Source organism: Vibrio sp. Sgm 5, from assembly GCF_026241575.1.
GTDB lineage: Bacteria > Pseudomonadota > Gammaproteobacteria > Enterobacterales > Vibrionaceae > Vibrio > Vibrio jasicida.
The window spans coordinates 149,700-169,006 of the sequence record NZ_JAPHPY010000006.1; the positions used below are offsets into that span (position 1 = coordinate 149,700).

Sequence of the window (19,307 nt, forward strand, 5' to 3'; positions counted from 1 at the left end):
CTATTAAAAATAAATTGTGCACATAACAAGCAGAATGTTATCATTTTGCAGAATTTATGAAGGCTCCAGTGAATAGCAGACCATAAAAATGAGCTGGAGAAGTAATAAAAGAACGAAAGGTGTACGCAGTGGATTCAGTTATATCGCAATTAAAAAAGGACTTTTATTCGCAGATTCGTGCATTGCAGTCACCGAAGCTGCCACAAGTCACTTCGTCTCTCGCCGTCTTAACCGACGAGGAAATTCAAGAACTCGAAGCCGTTTGGATTGAGCTCGCTGTATGGAAGCGAAGCCAAACTCATTAAACCGATTCAAACTTAGCGACTTTAAACCCCAGGCAAATTTGTCTGGGGTTTTTTTATTGTAGTTAGCTGTAAATGTTATACTATAACAAATGTAAAGTCGGCAGTTGGGGATCATTTTCGCTATGAATTCTCGCTGTTGCTAGAATAAGAGTACGCCTCGTTGTGATCTCAACATTGAAAAATGCGGTATCAATCCCCATAGTTGAAGAGCAAATGAGAGCAATCCTATGAATGCGATAACGAAAATGCATCAAGCAATAAATCGAGTGAGTGTAGATATGGCGGAAGTACGTGCCAGAGTAGATTTTAAAGTCGGGGCTAACAGCAACATAGATGCCGAAATCCTGTCTTTCCATGGCCTAAAGACAGATAAAGAGCATGTAGCAATTATCTTTAAACAAGCGGATCAAACGCAGGATATGCCTTTAGTGCGTATGCACTCTGAGTGTCTGACTGGCGATGTGTTCCACTCTTCACGCTGTGACTGCGGTGAGCAACTAGAAGAGACCATCAATCGAATGGGCGAATCAGGTGGCATTATCCTATACCTTCGTCAAGAAGGCCGCGGTATCGGTCTTTATAACAAGATTGATGCATACCGTCTTCAAAGTCAGGGTATGAATACCTACGAAGCAAATAATCATTTGGGCTTCGATGATGACTTACGTGACTTCACAGAAGCAGCACAAATGCTTGAAGCACTAGGTGTGAATAAGATTCAGCTTGTTACTAACAACCCTAAGAAGATACGCGAGTTGTCAGAGTACGGAATTGAAATCGCAGAGGTTGTCAATACTTCTGCGCACATCAAAGATGGCAATGAAAATTATCTGAAGGCGAAAGTTTCCCATGGTAAACATCACCTAAAGGTTTAATCTTTAAAGATAAATCTAACAATAAAGCATTTTAAAAGCCTCATATTTATGAGGCTTTTTTTGTATCTAGAGTTGCAAATAAATTGTAAATTTGTATTATCTCGGGACAAAAGTGCAAATAAGAATAATTAGCACTACGAATAAGATTATTAAAAACGCTCAACAAGGATGCTTCTGATGAATGCAAAAAAAGTGTTAGTCCAATCTATTGCTGCATCACTTCTCATTGCTAGTGGTTCTACGGTTGCTGCTTCAGTAACTCAACAACAAGTTGTCGCACATTACGCGGACGTTGCTCATGCTGTATTTGCTGATTCAGTGACAACAGCTAAAGCACTCGACGTAAAAATCGACGAATTCCTAAAATCCCCATCTGCTGCAAAGCTTGAAGAAGTAAAACAAGCTTGGCTTGACTCTCGTGTACCTTACCAACAGTCTGAAGTTTTCCGTTTTGGTAACGCAGTCGTTGATGATTGGGAAGGCCAGCTAAATGCATGGCCACTGGATGAAGGGCTGATCGATTACGTTGCGACAGATTACCAATACGAATTAGGCAACGAAGGCGCCTCTGCTAACATTATTGCCAATACAAGCCTACAGATTGGTGCGTCTAAACTCGATGTATCAAAAATTACACCAGAATTAATTGCGGACTTGAACGAAGTTGGCGGCTCGGAAGCAAACGTGGCTTCTGGTTACCACGCGATTGAGTTCTTATTATGGGGCCAAGACTTAAACGGCACTAACGCAGGTGCTGGTCAACGTGCTTACACAGATTTTGTTGTGGGATCTGAATGTACTAACGGTCACTGTGACCGTCGCGGCGAGTATCTAAAAGCCGCTGCTGATCTGCTGGTTCAAGACCTTGAGTGGATGGAAAAACAGTGGTCTGCAGAAGTGAAAGGCAACTACCGCGAAGAGCTACTTGCTGGCTCGGCTGAAAATGGTCTACGCAAAATGCTATTCGGTATGGGTTCTCTTTCTCTAGGTGAGCTGGCGGGTGAGCGTATGAAGGTGGCACTAGAAGCGAACTCGACAGAAGACGAGCACGATTGTTTCTCAGATAACACGCATAACTCTCACTACTACAATGAGCAAGGTATCTACAACGTTTACACTGGTACCTACAAAGGTGTAAACGGTAAAGAATTGTCTGGTCCAAGTATCGCTGATCTTGTTGCTCAAAAAGATCAAAAAGCAGTGAAAGAGATCCAAAAACAGTTTGACATGACTCGTAGCCAAGTTGGTGAATTAGTAACGTCTGCTGAGAAGAACAACCAGCACTTCGATCAATTGATTGCAGCGGGCAACGCACAAGGCAACGCGCTAGTAAACGACACCATCATGTCGTTGGTAGCCCAGACCGGTGCGATTGAGCGAGCGGCAAACATTGTCGGCATCGACAGCCTAAGCCCTGATACTGCTGACCACGAGTTTTAATCGTTCATAACCATAATAAATAAGGGCTCTTTGTGAGCCCTTTTGCCGTTTGAGCTCGTTGTTATCACCCTTGTTGTATATGTAGAGCAATGATATGAAGCCATACCTAATTTCTGCGCTAGCCGCGATCCTTTCTTCTTCTGCCATGGCTTACGATGTTAAGTCTGGTGGCAAAACCAGTGTTAAAAAAGATGGAGCGAATGCGTATTCTCTCCCTGCTGCAAACCTTCCAATGAGCAAGCGTCTCGACTTTAGTGTCGGCAACAGCTTCTTTCGTAACCCTTGGGTGCAGGCGCCTGCATCAACTGATGCTCGCGATGGTTTGGGACCGTTGTTTAATACCAATGGTTGCCAAAACTGCCACATCAAGGATGGCAGAGGTCATCCGCCAGAGAAAGATGATTTACATGCGGTGTCTATGCTGGTGCGCTTAAGCATTCCTGCAATGACCCCAGAACAAAAGAAAGCTTTTATTAAGGATGGCGGAATCCCTGAACCAACATACGGCGGCCAGTTACAAGATTTTGCACTCCAAGACCAAAAACCAGAAGGAAAAATCGACATTATCTATACCGATGTTCCGGTGCAGTTTAAAGATGGAACGACAGTCGTTTTGAGAAAACCAAACCTGAAAATTACCGAATTAGGCTATGGTGACATGCACCCAGATACGGAATTTTCCGCGCGTGTGGCACCGCCAATGATCGGTCTTGGTTTGTTGGAGAGTATTCCCGACGAAACGCTACTCGCTTGGGTTGATGAACAAGATGCCAGCAAAGATGGTATCTCAGGCAAAGTAAATAAGGTGTGGGACATTGAGAAGGGTGACTTCTCAATTGGTCGTTTTGGTTGGAAAGCAGGACAACCGACGTTGATGCAGCAAAATGCCGCGGCATTCAATGGCGATGTGGGTTTGACAAGCCATTTATTCCCGAACGAAAACTGCACCTCGAAGCAAAGCATTTGTGACGACATGCCAAATGGCGGCAAACCAGAAGTGAGTGAAAATATTCTCGACTTCGTTGAGTTTTACAGCCAGCACTTGGCGGTGCCGATTCGTCGCAATGTCAAGGATCCGAAAGTGCAACTAGGACAGCAGATCTTTGCATCATCGGGTTGTGAAAGCTGCCATAAGACCAGTGTCAAAACGGCGAAACGACCTGAATTGCCAGCGCTTTCTAAGCAGCTTATCCACCCATACTCAGACATGCTTCTGCATGACATGGGTGAAGGCTTAGCCGATAACCGCCCGGAATACTTAGCAAACGGCCGTGAGTGGCGAACTGCGCCGTTATGGGGCATTGGTTATACCGAAGAAGTAAACGGTCACACGTACTTCTTACATGATGGCCGTGCTCGTAACCTAATGGAAGCGGTGTTGTGGCATGGCGGTGAAGCTGAAACGGCAAAACAAAACGTCTTAGCACTGAACAAAAAAGAACGAGATGCATTGATTGCGTTTCTGAATTCTCTATAAGGAAGCAACCATGAAAGAAACACTGTTAGTGAGTGCGATTACCGCAACGTTAAGTTTGGTTGGTTGCCAATCGACCATTAGTTCGAGCTCTGCAAAGCCTGAGAGTACAAGTCATATTTCTCAAAGCGTGTACGAGGTCGAGTTTCAATCAGCTCAGACGTTTTTAGCGCAAACCACAGAACTTGAACAACGCTTCGCGGATTACTGCGCATCAGAGTCGAAAGATGATGCACAAGTAAGGCAACAATGGCACCAAACCATGTTGTCTTGGATGTCACTTCAAGGCCAAGAGCGCGGTCCTGCTACGGCACTAGAGCAAAGCTGGAATGTTCAGTTTTGGCCAGATAAAAAGAACACCGCTGGTCGTAAAATGTCTGTACTGACGAAATCTGACCAAGCTTGGAGTGCGGAAGATATCTCCACGCAAAGTGTTACTGTGCAAGGCCTAGGGGCGTTGGAATGGTTGCTTTACGACAATGCATCGACACTTTCTACCAACAACAACACTTGTGCTACCGGCGTTGCAATTGCCGAAAATTTAGATAACAAAGCACAGATCATCGCAGACTCTTGGGCAGAAAACCCGTGGAAATCGTTAGAGGTGACAGAGTGGGAGTCTGAGTACATCTCGCTGTTATCTAACCAGCTTGAATACAGCATGAAGAAGCTGAGTCGTCCTTTGGCGAAGATTGGCAAGCCCCGTCCTTATTTCTCAGAATCGTGGCGTTCAGAGACTTCGCTATCAAACTTGAAAGCGAACCTTGAAGGAATGGAAGCACTCTATTTTGCCAATGGTAACGGTTTGGATGCTCTGTTGAGAGATCAAGGCCATTCGGATTTGGCTGATCGTGTTGCCCATCAGTTTGAAATGGCGTTAGAAACTTGGCCAGAAGATAAAAGCTTATTTGCTGCACTACAAACAAAAGAAGGCTATCGCATGGTGCTCGCTCAATACAATAAGTTAGAGCAATTGAAGTACTTGATCCACGAAGAAGTGGCGATCGAACTTGGTGTCGTAATAGGATTCAATGCTACCGATGGTGACTGATCAAACCCGCCGCACATTATTAAAGGCCGCTCTGTTTGGAGCGGCAGCGCCCGTTATGCCATTTGGTTGTGCTTCGACAACGTCGCGAGAGCCTGCACTGATTGGCTGTTCAATCATAGGCCGAGATAAGTTTGCTGCTATCGTCGCTGATGAACACGGTATGCCGATCACGACATTGCCGATCCCAGAGCGTGGTCATGGTGTGGCGACAAACCCACAAGGTCATGCCGTGGTTTTTGGTCGCCGACCTGGTACGTTCTTTATGGTGTTTGATTATCGCTCTGAACAGATGATCAAATTGCAACCAGCGAAAGCGGATCGCCACTTCTACGGTCACGGCGTTTATTCCCACGATGGGCAATACTTATTTGCTACTGAAGGGGAAAGAGGAACCAGCCGAGGAATCATTGGTGTATATGACGTCCAGAGACATTATCAAAAGATTGATGAGCTGACTGACTTTGGCCTTGGCCCACATGAAGTCATTATGATGCCTGATGGTGCTTTGGCCATTGGTGTCGGTGGCGTCCATACAAACGGACGTGAATCGCTTAACCTTGATAGCATGACGCCTAGCCTGAGTTACCTTTCGCAAGGCGGTGAGTTGTTGGATCAAGTTTCTCTGCCAGATCATAAGCTGAGTATTCGTCATCTAGCTCATGATGGGGCGGAGACCGTGCTTTGTGGGCAGCAGTATCGTGGGGAGCCTGACGAATACCCAGCACTGATTGCCATGCACACTCGTGGTGGCAAAATGCAGGATCTTCACGCAGAACCAGAACAATGGGCGCGCTTTAATCACTATGTTGCGAGTATTGCTGCAACAGATGAGTGGATTATGGCGACGTCCCCACCGGGAAGTTGCTATGGAATATGGTCGAAATCCACTGGTAAACTGGTGGAGCTCAATGCGTTGCCGGATGCGTCTGGAGTCGTGATTTATGGTGATGAATTTCGCCTGAGTTCTGGTGCAGGAAAAGTCGTCGAGCAGCGGCCTTTGAAGTCAAAAAATATCTTATCTAGCGGCATCCAATGGGACAACCATTGGTCACGAATTATCTAGAAAGATCATAGCTTAATCGCTTATTGAGAATTTTGTTGTCGATTTCGTCTTCAGATTCTTAATTTTAAAGCTGCAACCCGTGAGATATTTGCCATACTTTTTTTATGGCAAACAAACGGAAGGATCGATTCAGTGATTGCTAGATTCCTTATAATAACGGCACTTATGGTGCCGTTTTGCAGCTTTTCTACTGTAGTTTCCCTCGATGCTTCTGCGCAAACAGAGCAAGAAGGAGCAGTCGCTCAGCTGTCTGTAGAGAAGATGATCCATTACCCTGAGGTGATTGATCAACTTTACCAAAGCACAAATTATCGTCTGAATTGGGAAAACGACAATGACGTCGATCAGTTAGTGTTCCAAATGAATTTGGTGGCGTTGGCTGACGTTACCAAAGAGTTTGACGATCAGCTTCGTCGTATTGAACAAGTTCGAGAACAAGGCGATAAGCTCGATTTCGATCTTGTCATGACGGACTCTCTACTCATGTATCTGAGTTACCTCGAGCAAGTTCCCGAAGAAGGCATCAATTGGCTATTTGCAAACAAAGAGTATATAAAATTACCTGCCCCAAATGTCGAAACACTCTCTTTACTCAGTAATGAAATTACAGTTGGTAAATTGGACCAGTTCTTAACCAGCTTACGTTCTCCTTTGCAAACGGAGGATTCGTTTAATACTGCATTTGCTTCGTTATCGACTTACTCAAAATTCGAATTTCCTTTGTATCAACAAGACCAGCGACTTGCACGAGTTGGGGATGAGCTGTTTGATAAAGCAAGCCTAATCGCGAGAATGCAAATTGTCGGGGTTGAAGTCGGACATTTAGATACAGAGACGACGCTTTACGACGAAAATCTAGAGCTCGCAGTGATGGAGTTCCAGCGTATTCATGGTTTGAAACAAGATGGTGTTATTGGCCCAAATACAATTCGTTGGATTAACTTCTCTCCACAACATCGCCTACATTCATTGGCGTTAAACGCCGAGCGTTCACGCATTTGGGCAAAAGAGCGTGATAACGTCGTGTTTGTTAACGTACCAGGTTATGAAGTGACATATTGGCATGATGGTCAAGCGCTGTTTGAATCGAAAGTGGTGGTGGGACGCGCTTCGCGTAAGACGCCAATCATGACGAGTACATTAGACTCAGTCATTCTTAACCCTACATGGAATGTGCCTTGGAGCATCATGGTGAAGGACATCATTCCTAAGGTGCAGCGCAATCCGATGTATCTGATAGAGAATAATATTCAGATTATCCGTTCTTGGACATCACGTGAGATCATTGACCCTACTACGATTAACTGGGCAAGCGTGAACCCTAGAACATTCCCTTATCGTATGCGCCAATCATCTGGTACACACAATGCTCTAGGTTTGTACAAATTCAACATGCCGAATCCACAAGCGATTTATCTGCACGATACGCCAAGTAAAAACTTATTCCAACAAGACCGACGCGCTTATAGCTCAGGTTGTGTTCGAGTGGAGAACGCTGACCAGTTGGCTGAACTGTTGTTCAAAACTCAAGGTTTAGAGGAACGATTGGCGAAAAAGCGTCAAAGTTCACGTCGCTCAAACAACTCAGTGCCCCTAAGTGAGCGCATTCAAGTACACATCATTTATCAAACCGCATGGTTAGAAGAGGGTGTGCTTTACTACCGTGATGACATTTATCAATACGATCATCAAGGGTGAGTTACGTTCGCAATTTAAAAAAATTTACAATTCATAAAATCTGTTTGTTGTTCAATAAGTAAACAGAAATTCCAGCCTAAATGTGACAAGCCGGACCGATTTATGCATTTGACGTGCTAAATTGGTTTCGGTAATGTCCCCCGCTTGTACAGTAAATGAGCAGTGTCTTTCAAATGGTAAGTCGTAATTTTTCTCGTCGTGATTTTCTAAAAATGAGCGCTGGCGGTGTGGTTGTCGCAGCCACAATGCCAACCATGTCTTGGGCATCATTGCCTGATGACCCACGCGTACTCGCTATGAACAACTTAAACACAGGTGAGTTGCTAGAGTCCTGCTACTTCGATGGTAAAGGTTATGTGGATGAAGAGTTGAAACGCTTGGATCAGTTCTGTCGCGATCATCGCCGTAACGAAGTGCACCCAATGGATCGACGCTTGTTCGACCAAATCAGCCAAATTCAAAAGTTAATTGGGACTGAGTCAGAAGTCATTGTGATTTCCGGCTATCGTTCTCCGGTAACCAATGCATCTTTACGTAATGGCTCTTCAGGTGTAGCGAAGAAAAGCATGCACATGGAAGGAAAGGCCATTGATTTCCGTTTAGATGGCGTGAAGCTCTCTACCGTGCGTGAAGCCGCGCTTAGCTTAAAAGCGGGTGGGGTTGGTTATTATCCACGTAGTAACTTTGTTCACATTGATACCGGAGCAGTACGTTCTTGGTAACACCTTATTGATACTCTATTTTTTGTGATAAATCGCCGTGAACAACCCGTCCCACAAAGCTTGAAGTCGCTTAGGGTTAGTGTCATAGTTGCGGCAGTTTTCATGCAAATTTATTCGGTATAGGTTATCTATGGCTCTGAAATACCAAGTTGTTCCAGTAACATCTTTCTCTCAAAACTGCTCTATCGTTTGGTGTGATGAAACCATGAAGGGGATTGTGGTTGATCCAGGTGGCGACGAGAAGCAACTAGCAATGTTAATCAAAGAACTGGGTGTTGACGTTGTGAATTTAGTATTGACCCATGGTCATTTGGACCATGTAGGTGGCACTGAGCCTTTGGCTGCTATGCTGGGCGGTACAGAGATTGTTGGTCCTCATAAAGCGGACAACTTCTGGTTGCAAGGCTTAGAAGGCCAAAGCCAAATGTTTGGTTTTCCTTTGACAGAGGCCTTTGAACCTCATCAGTGGCTGAATGAAGGTGACAAGGTCACTTTTGGCCAGCAAACCCTAAATGTCATCCACACGCCAGGCCATACTCCGGGCCACGTAGTGCTTTACAGCGAAGACGCGCGTTTGGCATTTGTCGGTGATGTTCTGTTTAACGGCAGTGTTGGTCGTACAGATTTCCCACAAGGTGATTTCAACACGCTTATTGGCTCGATCAAAGAGAAACTGTGGCCACTTGGTAACGACGTTACTTTCGTCCCGGGTCATGGACCTCAATCGACTTTTGGTCATGAGCGTAAAACTAACCCGTTTGTCGCTGATGAGATGCCGCTATACTAGAGCATGCAGATTTAGCTCTCGTAAATTATGCATCTGGCTCGGCTGCTGCTAGGTACCGTCGAGCCAACCCTACAAACTCTTCCGCCTCTCTATCCAAATCACTGGCCGAAATAAACACATCATAGCCATAGAACTTCCTTTGATATCTCATTCTATTTGCTAGCATGGCTTGTAGGCCGTCGAATTGCATTCCGTCCTCATTGATGTAGGGAGCAGGGTCGAGCACCATGTCTTCGAACTTTGTCTCGCAGTTATTTTGTCTCGCTCCCAAATAGAGCAGTGCGCGTTGGCCCAATAAAATTTCAGTTGCGATACGTGGACATATCGCGTTGAGGTAGGGCGAGTAATGCTTGAGGCGTATGCCTATCCAAGGTAGTGGTTGATGCCACCCTTCTTGCTCATAAGTACACACACCAATGGAGTCGATATTCTTCCAACGGACGACCCATCCGCCTTTGAAAAGGTGCTGCTGAAAATGCGAAGCGGTCAAGGTATAAGATACTTGGCTCTTTTTAATCATCATGATTGCAAAGCCGATGATGATGGCCATCAGCACCACAGAGAGCATCGCTTGCTTCCAGCCAGGTGCAATTAGAACCAGAAACAAGGTGATCAGCACCACAAGGAGCATGATCAGTTTGTTCACTGGGGAGTTGGATTTGAAATGTGAGTTAGTCAGATGCAGCGTTTCCATGCTTTTAACCTCAATGAATAATGAGTCTGAGGTCTCTGATATTGATTGTTCAACTTGTTGCTTATTAAGTGCAAAGAACCTCTGTTTTTATACCCAGTATTCAATAAATCCGTTCACAATTTATCTGATTAAATAGTAGACGTTCTATGCAGTGAGCGCATTTTTCATCGCGTTTCGCCGCTAAAACCTACAAATCGCTTGTGAATTTTGGTATAAAACGCGCTTCAAATTTTCATCCCTGCTGAGATGCAGTGAACTGGAGAAATATTCGATGAGACTTGCTCATAAGCGTAAGGTGCAGATGAAACTGCAAAAACGCATTAAAGCGACAGTAGCAAAAGTAGCTGCTGCACCTAAAGCGGCTAAGCCTGCTGTTGAAAAAGCAGCAGCACCTTCTGTTGCTGAGAAAGTTGTAGCTGAAAAGAAAGTAGCTGCAGCAAAAACGGTTGAGGTTGCACTTACTCCTAAGCAGCAACAAGTACTAGACATCGTTGTAGCAAATGCTGAAGGTATTAACCCTAAAGGTATTGGTCAAGCTGCAGGTCAAGAAGACACTAAAGCGGCATCATGGGCTACTGGCGCACTGAAGAAGCTTCTTGAAGAAAACCTAGTTCAAAAAGAGCAGTTAGCAGGTAACAAAGTTATCTATAAAGCAGTTTAATTACCGCTGTAATTCTGTTTTCTAATTAAATGCCTCGACATTGGTCGGGGTATTTTTTTACCTGCGATACGCTTAATAGAGTTTCTAATTGAGAATTCTAAAGATATAAAGCCGTCATTTGTCACATTTTTTTAAATACTGTGTAAATTCTTCTGCAGTTAGATACTTAAGTAGTTCCTTATTCTTATAATCCAGAATGCTAGCTTAACTGTCTGATTAATAGACTTTATAAAATTTAGCCATCATAAAGACTACGTATAAGTACGTAATACTAATGGCTAAAGCCCGTTTCAAAGCACAAATTTGTGCGTGTTCATGCCCATTTCTTACTTCCATGTAATGTCCCATCTTAATACCCAAGAAACCTCAAGATACCAGCTTCAGCGAGAATGAGTTGATTTGATAACGAGGCAACGATTTGTCGATCTAGTGGTTCCAAATCAACAATCGTTAACGAAGTTAAGTGAATCAGACAACTCGCCCTTTGGGAGCTTGTCACTGACACGATTTCTGCGTCAAACAACTTGGAAAGAGCTAGCTATTACGCGGCGTTGCTTTCCTTGAACTCGTACCAGTGACAAAGCCCTGAATCCTGAATCTTGAAGTTACTTGGGTATACCGCGAATCCTTATGTAATGGATGACAACAATAACCTTGGTGACAAAGGACGTGAACGATGAGTCTTATCCAAAAATCTCTGAAACGAGTGCTCAAAGCGACAGCGATGGTTGCTGCTATGGCATTTGTAACTACTTCTGCTCATGCTGCTGACGACAAAGTTTATCGCTTAAAACTGGCGGAGACATGGGGACCGAACTTCCCAATCTTTGGTGATGCGACTAAAAACATGGCGAAAATGGCAGAAGAAATGTCAAACGGGCGCTTACAAATCCGTATTGACTCTGCGAACAAACATAAAGCCCCACTGGGTGTGTTTGATATGGTGAAATCTGGTCAGTACGACATGGGGCATTCCGCGTCTTATTACTGGAAAGGCAAAGTTCCAAACACTCTTTACTTTACTTCTATGCCTTTCGGTATGCTGCCTACAGAGCAATACGCGTGGTTCTACTACGGTGGCGGCATGGAATTGATGGAGAAGGTTTACTCTCCTCATAATTTACTCTCTTTCCCTGGTGGTAACACAGATACTCAGATGGGTGGCTGGTTCCAGAAAGAAATCAAGTCGGTAGACGACCTACAGGGTTTGAAGATGCGTATTCCAGGCTTTGCTGGTGAAATTCTTGCAGAACTGGGGGCGAAGCCTACCAATATCGCACCGGGTGAGCTGTACACTTCTCTTGAGCGCCGCACTATCGATGCATTGGAGTGGGTTGGTCCATCACTCGATTTACGTATGGGCTTCCACAAAATTGCGCCTTACTACTACACCGGTTGGCATGAGCCGGGTACTGAGCTGCAGTTCCTAGTGAACAAGCGTACTTGGGAACGTCTACCAGATGATTTGAAAGCGATCCTTCAAGTTGCGATGAAAGCCGCCGCGTACGACATGTACACTCAGTCTAAGCACGAGAGTGGTAAGAACTGGGCATCAATTCAATCAGAATACCCTGATGTTCAAGTCAAAGACTTTCCGCCGGAAGTTATCTCTGCGCTACGTGAAGCGAACGAACGTCTTCTAAAACAACATGCGGAAAAAGATGCATTGGCAAAAGAGATTCAAGAATCTCAAGCGAGCTATATTGAGCAAGTGCGTCCTTGGTCTGACATTTCTCACCGAGCTTACTTAAACAGCCAAGCTCAACAGTAACTTCAATATGCTGGCTGAATCTATTGGTTCTAGCCAGCTAGCGAAGCCCAAGAAAAACTTCTCTTAGAGAAGATCATAACAAGTGCTCCGTGAGCCAGCGGAGCCAATTCACACGTTCCATGGAGTTCGGAATGAGAAGCCTTATTTATATTGAGCGAATCTTTAACCGCTTCGGTGATTTTCTGGGGTGGTTATCCATCATCCTATTTATATTGTTATTAGCGAACGTGGTGTACGACGTTGTCATGCGTTACGTGTTTAATGATGTCTCTATTGCCTTTCAAGAAATGGAATGGCACCTCTTTTCTGCGGTATTTTTACTCGGTGTTCCTTACGCGATTAAATCCGGTGGTCACGTTCGAGTGGATATTTTCTATGAGCGTTTATCTTATAAAGCTCAATCCGTTATCGATCTCTTAGGCACACTCTTTTTCTTATTTCCTTTCTGTCTATTGGTTGCTTGGTACGGCATCGACTTTGCCAAAGAAAGTTATGCCTTGGGTGAAACGTCGGGTGATCCCGGTGGCTTACCATATCGTTGGATTATTAAAGCAATGATCCCACTTTCTTTCTTGTTCATGGCACTCAGTGGTATGGGATTGCTGCTGCACTCCATCAACAAAATTGTTAACCCTCATCTTATCTATGCCGGTAATAACGGTAAGTCGTAAAAGGAATTCAGTATGATCGGTATAGTGATGTTTTTTGTCGCCTTGTTTGCGCTACTGCTCGGTTTTCCTGTTGCTTTTACTTTTGGCGGGATCGCATTAATTTTTGGCGTTTGGGCAGAAGGGATCGAGATGTTCGCCTTCATGCCATATCGCATTCAATCCATCATGGAAAACACGGTATTGATGGCTGTACCTCTCTTTGTCTTTATGGGGTTGGTATTACAAAAGACACGGTTAGCAGAGCAGTTGCTGGAATCCATGGGACGTCTATTTGGTGGCGTTCGTGGTGGTATTGCGATTTCTACCGTGCTAGTGGGGGCGTTATTGGCGGCATCGACTGGTGTGGTTGGTGCGTCTGTCGTCGCGATGGGTTTGATCTCTCTTCCCGTCATGCTCAAGTATAACTACGATAAAGGGTTAGCTTGCGGCACTATTTGCGCGTCGGGGACACTCGGCCAAATTATCCCACCTTCGATTGTATTAATTTTATTGGGCGATGTACTTGGTGTCCCAGTTGGCGATTTGTTCCAAGCTGCGGTGTGGCCGGGTATTGTGCTGGTGGGTGCTTATGTTATCTATATTCTGATTTACGCCAAACTTAACCCAGAAGCAGCCCGTCCTATTGATCGTGATGAATCGATCAGTCGCAAAGAGGAAGTGATCACCGCGCTGAAAGCTGTATTGCCGCCTTTAGCGTTGATCATTGTGGTGCTGGGCTCTATTTTTGCGGGCATTGCGACGCCAACAGAATCTGCTGCACTCGGTGGTGCAGGCGCGATTGTGCTGTCACTGTTGTATAAACAGTTTAGCTGGTCGATGGTGTACGAAGCATCGAAAGAGACCGTCAAAGTAACCGCGATGGTATTTGCTATTTTGTTGGGTGCGACGGCGTTCTCTATGGCATTTACTTATACTGGTGGTGACTACTTGGTAGAAGAGTGGATGCTGCAAATTCCGGGAGAAAAGTGGGGCTTCTTGATTATCACCATGCTCGTGATTTTGATTCTCGGTTTCTTCATCGATTTCGTTGAGATTTGTTTCATTATTGTCCCAATCATTGCGCCTGTTGCTGAGCTCATGGGCATCAACATGACGTGGTTTGCGATTCTGATTGCTATGAACTTACAGACTTCATTCCTCACACCACCGTTTGGTTTTAGCTTGTTCTATCTGAAAGGGGTGGCGCCAGCAGGTGTGACAACACGAGATATTTATAAAGGGGTAATGCCGTTTATCGCGATTCAAATTGTTGTACTCGCCTCACTGTTATTCTTCCCTGGTTTCTACGGCATGTCGTAATACGCATGCAGTGACACTAGCGTAGCAATGCAAAGGTGAAAGGCGAATTTGTGAGCTGAGAGTTTTTACCTTTTGAGACAAGTTGTTAAGCTGATTAGTCATTAAGCTAATCAGCGTTTCATTGGAGGAAAGGGATGCCTCTCAAAGCCAAATTAATCTTGCTGGCATTGATCCCTGTGGTGTTGGTGTCAGCAAGCATCAGTTGGATTTCCATCTACCAAGCGAAAACGTTGGGTCAACGCGAAGTGGAGATATTTCACCAAAGTCTGATCCAATCAAAAGAAGTGGCATTGAAAGATACCGTTGATCTGGCTTTCGATGCGATCTCTCACATCTATAACGATTCTACAATCGACGAGCATGTTGCCAAAGAACGTGTAAAGGCCATCCTGAACCGCCTTCGCTATGGCTCAGATGGTTACTTCTTCGCTTACGATAAACACGGTACTAATTTAGTCCATCCGATTCTGCCTGATCTCGTGGGGCAGAACTTACTTCACATTCAAGATGAAAACGGCGATCACCTGATTGAGGCGTTGCTTTATCAAGCCCAACTCGGCGGCGGTTTCCACCAATACCTTTGGCAGAAGCCCTCTACAGGTGAAGTCGTGCCTAAATTAAGCTACGCCGCATGGCTTGATAAGTGGGATTGGATGATTGGAACGGGATTGTACATAGAGGATGTGAGCCGTGAAGTTGCCAACATGCGCGCGGCGGTGAATCAGAATATCGAAACGACTTTCTTTACCGTAGTTGTGATTTTGGTCGTGACAGTCGCCGTGATCATTGTTTTAACCCTTGCTATCAACCTCCATGAACATCGCTTAGCGGATAAAAACCTTAAAGAGCTCGCTCACAAGACGGTGATGTTCCAAGAGGACGAGAAGAAGCATTTAGCTAGAGAGTTGCATGATGGCATTAATCAGTTATTGGTTTCGAGTAAATGCCATTTAGATCTAATGGGGCATCGGATCGACGATGAAAAACTCAAATCACACCTCGATAAATCTCAGCGTTCGTTGATTACCGCAATCAATGAAGTTCGCCACATTTCCCATCAGTTGAGACCAAGTGCGTTGGATGACATTGGTCTTGAGGCGGCGCTATCAACCTTATTGCAAGATTTTCATTCGCATTCCGGTATTGATATCGACTGCCATTTTGATACCAACCATGTGAAGTTAAAATCCGAAGTAGCGACAACGTTGTATCGCGTTGCTCAAGAGTCGTTGAACAATATTGAGAAACACGCGAAGGCAAAAAAGGTCACGGTAATTTTGCAAAAAATGGGCAATATGCTGCAATTACTGATACGTGATGATGGTACGGGGTTCTTAGTTAACCAATCGGTTCATCGGCAAGGTATCGGATTGCGTAACATGCGTGAGCGGGTCGAATTCATTGGTGGTGAGTTTGAACTGATGAGTGAACCAAGGTTAGGGACAGAGATTACCGTTTTGTTAGATTTGGATGGATTAGTTTATGGATAAACCGATTAGTGTGGTGATTGTGGATGACCACCAAGTCGTGCTTGATGGTTTTATGGCACGCTTGGAGCTTGAGTCTGACATCAATGTTATCGGTACTGCGAGTAACGGGCTGGAAGCCATCGAAGTCGCTAAGTTACTTAACCCTGATGTCATCTTGATGGACATCAGTATGCCGATCATGAACGGTATCGAAGCCACGGGGGTGATTAAGGAGGAACGACCCGAGAGTAAAATCTTAATGCTTACCATGCATGACAATCGTGAATACATCATGAAGGTGATGCAAGCGGGTGCGGTCGGCTACATGCTTAAAGAAATCTCGGCAGAAAAAATGGTACAAGCGATAAAAACCGTCAACCAAGGTTCAACATATTTTTGTGAATCGGTTACTCAAACATTATTTACACAAGATGTTGTACCTGTGGCACAAAAGCCGAACCCACTCAGTCGCCGTGAAGAAGCGGTATTGAAACTGGTGGCTCAGGGCAATAGCAGCAAAAAAATTGCTACGCTTTTAGATATTAGCTATCGAACGGTAGAAACGCACCGCCACAACATTAAGCACAAGTTGGATCTGCACTCGACAGCGGAATTGGCTAAATACGCGTTTGAGACTGGTTTGACAGAGTGATTTCTGGGTAGGAGAAAGCGCTCATCACTGGACGAATGAGCGCTAACAAAGCATGTTATTCAGGTTTGGTGATGCTACCGATCTCTAGCATTGGTGCAACATCGATATCTTCCGCATTCATCATGGTAGAAATGCGCTGAACAGACGAAAGCAGCAAGCTTTGCTCCCATTCTTCCAGTTTTTGGAAGCGGCTGATGAAGTGCTCTTGAAGTGGCGTTGGCGCTTGTTTTAACGCTTCTTGTCCTTTTTCTGTTAGCACTGCATGCACTTTACGCTTGTCTTCCACACTACGGCGGCGTTCAACAAGCTGATTACGCTCTAAACGGTCTAAAATAGTGGTAGCGGTTGCCTGACTCATATTGGTGTGGCTAGACAGTTGCTTAATCGTGACATTGTCTAATTCACTAATGGCACGCATAAGAATCAGCTGTGGAGCTGTCAAACCAGACTCTTTGCTCAACTTTTTAGAATGTAAATCAATGGCGCGGATGATCTGACGAATCGAGACCAAGACTTCTTCGTACTTTTCCAATTTAGTAATCCAGTCATTAGGGGATCATGTAACGACGCGACACTAACTCAAAAGCGTTGCTAATAAAAGGGGTTAGTCAGGGATCGCGACACCATTTTTCAATTATTTGCCTTGGCTCTCCTTATTAAATTTATGGTTTTTTGCGGGTAAAAAAGGATGACCTAGAATTATTATAGTAAGAAATGTTTGTGGTCTAATTATTGCTGTGGTTGTTTTCGCTTTTTTTGGTGGATTTTTCTGATTGAAAAGTAAGTTATTGGATTTTTTATCAGCAAAAGATAGACAAAAACGCCTCAAATGGTAGGATCTTCCACTTTCATGGAAAATAAAATGTATCGTGTTCGAAAGGTTTTTTGGCGCTGCGTCGAAAAACTAGAATGCAAAAGAGAGGAACAATGACAAAAGGTATAGATAAGTACAGTATCGACAGTACCGACTATACGGTTGGTCAAGACAACGTGCAAAAATGGGGTTTTGACGTACATAATCCTGTTTTTGGTATCAGTGCGGGTTTCATTGCACTATTTCTTATTGCTGCATTAGTTCTTGATGCACATACCGCAAAAACAGCGTTAGATGGCATTAAGCTGAAAATCATCAGCTCATTTGACTGGCTGTTCATCCTTTCCGGTAACATCTTCGTTATCTTCTGTTTGGTATTGATTGTTTCACCAATGGGTAAGATTCGCCTTGGTGGTAAAGATGCCGTTGCCGATTACTCTTTCATATCATGGCTTTCTATGCTGTTCGCTGCAGGTATGGGTATCGGCTTGATGTTCTGGAGTGTTGCTGAGCCAGTGGCTTACTTCACCGGTTGGTATGAGACACCGTTGGGTGTTGAAGCGAATACACCAGAGGCGGCTAAGTTAGCGCTAGGTGCGACCATGTTCCACTGGGGTCTACACCCTTGGGCAATTTACGGTGTGGTTGCGCTTTCACTCGCCTTCTTTACCTATAACAAAGGTTTGCCGCTATCAATGCGTTCAATCTTCTACCCGTTATTGGGTGATCGCGCTTGGGGTTGGGCTGGCCATATTGTTGATATCCTAGCGGTACTAGCAACGCTATTTGGTCTTGCAACGTCTTTGGGTTTAGGTGCACAACAAGCAGCAAGTGGTATTCACCACGTGTTTGGTGTTGAGCCGGGTCTAGGCCTACAGATTGTTGTCATTGCTGTTGTGACTTTACTCGCTGTTGTATCCGTTATTCGCGGTATTGACGGTGGTGTGAAAGTCATTAGTAACATCAACATGGTTATTGCCTTTTTACTTCTTATCCTTGTTGGTTTAATTGGTTGGGCTGTGAGCCTTGGTTCTATTCCGACGACATTTATGTCGTATGTAGAGAACCTAATTCCGCTGAGTAATCCGTTTGGTCGTACTGATGAAGCATGGTTCCAAGGCTGGACTGTATTCTACTGGGCTTGGTGGATTTCATGGTCACCATTTGTTGGTATGTTCATCGCGCGAGTTTCTCGCGGCCGTACAGTTCGTGAGTTCATCACGGCGGTACTGATTGTCCCTACAGCTGTGACGTTGATTTGGATGTCAGTATTCGGTGGTCTGGCTATCGACCAAGTGATCAACAATGTGGGTGAGCTAGGTGCAAACGGTCTAACTGACGTTTCATTAGCGATGTTCCAAATGTTTGATGTTCTACCATTTGGTAACATCCTATCTATCATTGCGGTTGTTCTGGTATTGGTATTCTTTATTACCTCTTCAGACTCTGGTTCTTTAGTTATCGACAGCATTACCGCTGGTGGTAAAGTGGATGCGCCAGTTCTACAACGTGTATTCTGGGCGTTTATGGAAGGTGCAATTGCGGTTGCACTACTGTGGATCGGTGGCTCAGAAGCGGTTCAAGCACTGCAAGCTGGTGCAATCTCAACTGCGCTTCCATTCACATTCGTATTGCTTGCCATGTGTGTCAGTTTATTGATGGGCATGAGAACAGAACGACAATAATTGATAAGATTTATAAATATCTCTTAGATATTAATGAGTTAAAAAGCCAGCGTAATGCCTGTCTCTTGATCACAAGTCTAGTGTTCAAGAGACATTGCTAGTTCGTAGCCTTCAAGGATGGTTTGTAGTTTAAACCATCCTTCCCAAAGCACCTTTATTGAAGCTCTACCCGTCCT

General features: G+C 44.7%; 18 protein-coding genes. 16 read left to right on the forward strand and 2 right to left on the reverse strand.

Annotation, left to right across the window (positions count from 1 at the left end; translation table 11 throughout):
* Positions 1 to 128: 128 nt before the first annotated feature.
* From OQJ86_RS05480 to OQJ86_RS05520, 9 genes are all read left to right on the forward strand, one after another.
* Positions 129 to 305, forward strand: coding sequence for a hypothetical protein (locus OQJ86_RS05480; protein ID WP_038871948.1), 177 nt, complete (start codon positions 129 to 131; stop codon positions 303 to 305).
* A 227-nt stretch (positions 306 to 532) separates the two neighbouring features.
* The gene (locus OQJ86_RS05485; protein WP_170946265.1) at positions 533 to 1,180 is read left to right on the forward strand and encodes a GTP cyclohydrolase II; all 648 of its coding nucleotides are present in this window, start codon (positions 533 to 535) and stop codon (positions 1,178 to 1,180) included.
* A 177-nt stretch (positions 1,181 to 1,357) separates the two neighbouring features.
* Positions 1,358 to 2,620: an imelysin family protein gene (locus OQJ86_RS05490; protein WP_265987031.1), complete on the forward strand. Its 1,263-nt coding sequence runs from the start codon at positions 1,358 to 1,360 to the stop codon at positions 2,618 to 2,620.
* Positions 2,621 to 2,714: 94 nt separating this feature from the next.
* Entirely contained in the window at positions 2,715 to 4,097 is a 1,383-nt protein-coding gene (locus OQJ86_RS05495) for a di-heme oxidoredictase family protein (protein WP_265987032.1), read from the forward strand.
* 10 nt (positions 4,098 to 4,107) lie between these two features.
* Positions 4,108 to 5,145 carry an imelysin family protein gene (locus tag OQJ86_RS05500; protein WP_265987033.1) on the forward strand — a complete coding sequence of 346 codons (1,038 nt, stop codon included), beginning with the start codon at positions 4,108 to 4,110 and terminating at the stop codon, positions 5,143 to 5,145.
* Positions 5,126 to 6,208, forward strand: a complete 1,083-nt coding sequence (locus tag OQJ86_RS05505) for a DUF1513 domain-containing protein (RefSeq protein WP_265987034.1) — start codon at positions 5,126 to 5,128, stop codon at positions 6,206 to 6,208. The genes OQJ86_RS05500 and OQJ86_RS05505 overlap by 20 nt, the downstream gene beginning before the upstream one ends.
* A gap of 165 nt (positions 6,209 to 6,373) precedes the next feature.
* On the forward strand, positions 6,374 to 7,906 hold the full coding sequence (locus tag OQJ86_RS05510) for a L,D-transpeptidase family protein (RefSeq protein WP_045398176.1): 1,533 nt from the start codon (positions 6,374 to 6,376) through the stop codon (positions 7,904 to 7,906).
* 173 nt (positions 7,907 to 8,079) lie between these two features.
* The gene (locus OQJ86_RS05515) at positions 8,080 to 8,628 is read left to right on the forward strand and encodes a DUF882 domain-containing protein (protein WP_265987049.1); all 549 of its coding nucleotides are present in this window, start codon (positions 8,080 to 8,082) and stop codon (positions 8,626 to 8,628) included.
* Between the two features lie 130 nt (positions 8,629 to 8,758).
* Entirely contained in the window at positions 8,759 to 9,415 is a 657-nt protein-coding gene (locus tag OQJ86_RS05520) for an MBL fold metallo-hydrolase (protein WP_038876088.1), read from the forward strand.
* 25 nt (positions 9,416 to 9,440) lie between these two features.
* On the opposite strand, the gene OQJ86_RS05525 is transcribed toward OQJ86_RS05520, so the two are convergent.
* Complete coding sequence (locus OQJ86_RS05525; RefSeq protein ID WP_038876090.1) at positions 9,441 to 10,109, reverse strand: DUF2982 domain-containing protein; 669 nt, start codon at positions 10,107 to 10,109, stop codon at positions 9,441 to 9,443.
* Positions 10,110 to 10,380: 271 nt separating this feature from the next.
* Here OQJ86_RS05525 and OQJ86_RS05530 point away from each other — a divergent pair, with 271 nt between their 5' ends.
* From OQJ86_RS05530 to OQJ86_RS05555, 6 genes are all read left to right on the forward strand, one after another.
* A complete protein-coding gene (locus OQJ86_RS05530) occupies positions 10,381 to 10,770 on the forward strand; it encodes a MarR family transcriptional regulator (RefSeq protein WP_038871782.1) in 390 nt (129 codons plus the stop codon).
* 676 nt (positions 10,771 to 11,446) lie between these two features.
* The gene (locus OQJ86_RS05535) at positions 11,447 to 12,541 is read left to right on the forward strand and encodes a TRAP transporter substrate-binding protein (RefSeq protein ID WP_042602709.1); all 1,095 of its coding nucleotides are present in this window, start codon (positions 11,447 to 11,449) and stop codon (positions 12,539 to 12,541) included.
* 131 nt (positions 12,542 to 12,672) lie between these two features.
* On the forward strand, positions 12,673 to 13,212 hold the full coding sequence (locus OQJ86_RS05540) for a TRAP transporter small permease subunit (RefSeq protein ID WP_265987035.1): 540 nt from the start codon (positions 12,673 to 12,675) through the stop codon (positions 13,210 to 13,212).
* Between the two features lie 12 nt (positions 13,213 to 13,224).
* Positions 13,225 to 14,511, forward strand: a complete 1,287-nt coding sequence (locus OQJ86_RS05545; RefSeq protein ID WP_038871776.1) for a TRAP transporter large permease — start codon at positions 13,225 to 13,227, stop codon at positions 14,509 to 14,511.
* A 134-nt stretch (positions 14,512 to 14,645) separates the two neighbouring features.
* Entirely contained in the window at positions 14,646 to 16,001 is a 1,356-nt protein-coding gene (locus tag OQJ86_RS05550) for a cache domain-containing protein (RefSeq protein WP_265987036.1), read from the forward strand.
* Positions 15,994 to 16,632, forward strand: coding sequence for a response regulator (locus tag OQJ86_RS05555; RefSeq protein WP_265987037.1), 639 nt, complete (start codon positions 15,994 to 15,996; stop codon positions 16,630 to 16,632). The genes OQJ86_RS05550 and OQJ86_RS05555 overlap by 8 nt, the downstream gene beginning before the upstream one ends.
* Before the next feature lie 55 nt (positions 16,633 to 16,687).
* Here OQJ86_RS05555 and cosR read toward each other — a convergent pair whose 3' ends face one another.
* Positions 16,688 to 17,164 carry a MarR family transcriptional regulator CosR gene (cosR, locus tag OQJ86_RS05560; RefSeq protein WP_038871769.1) on the reverse strand — a complete coding sequence of 159 codons (477 nt, stop codon included), beginning with the start codon at positions 17,162 to 17,164 and terminating at the stop codon, positions 16,688 to 16,690.
* Between the two features lie 395 nt (positions 17,165 to 17,559).
* Here cosR and OQJ86_RS05565 point away from each other — a divergent pair, with 395 nt between their 5' ends.
* On the forward strand, positions 17,560 to 19,131 hold the full coding sequence (locus OQJ86_RS05565) for a BCCT family transporter (protein ID WP_265987039.1): 1,572 nt from the start codon (positions 17,560 to 17,562) through the stop codon (positions 19,129 to 19,131).
* The last annotated feature ends 176 nt before the right edge of the window (positions 19,132 to 19,307 follow it).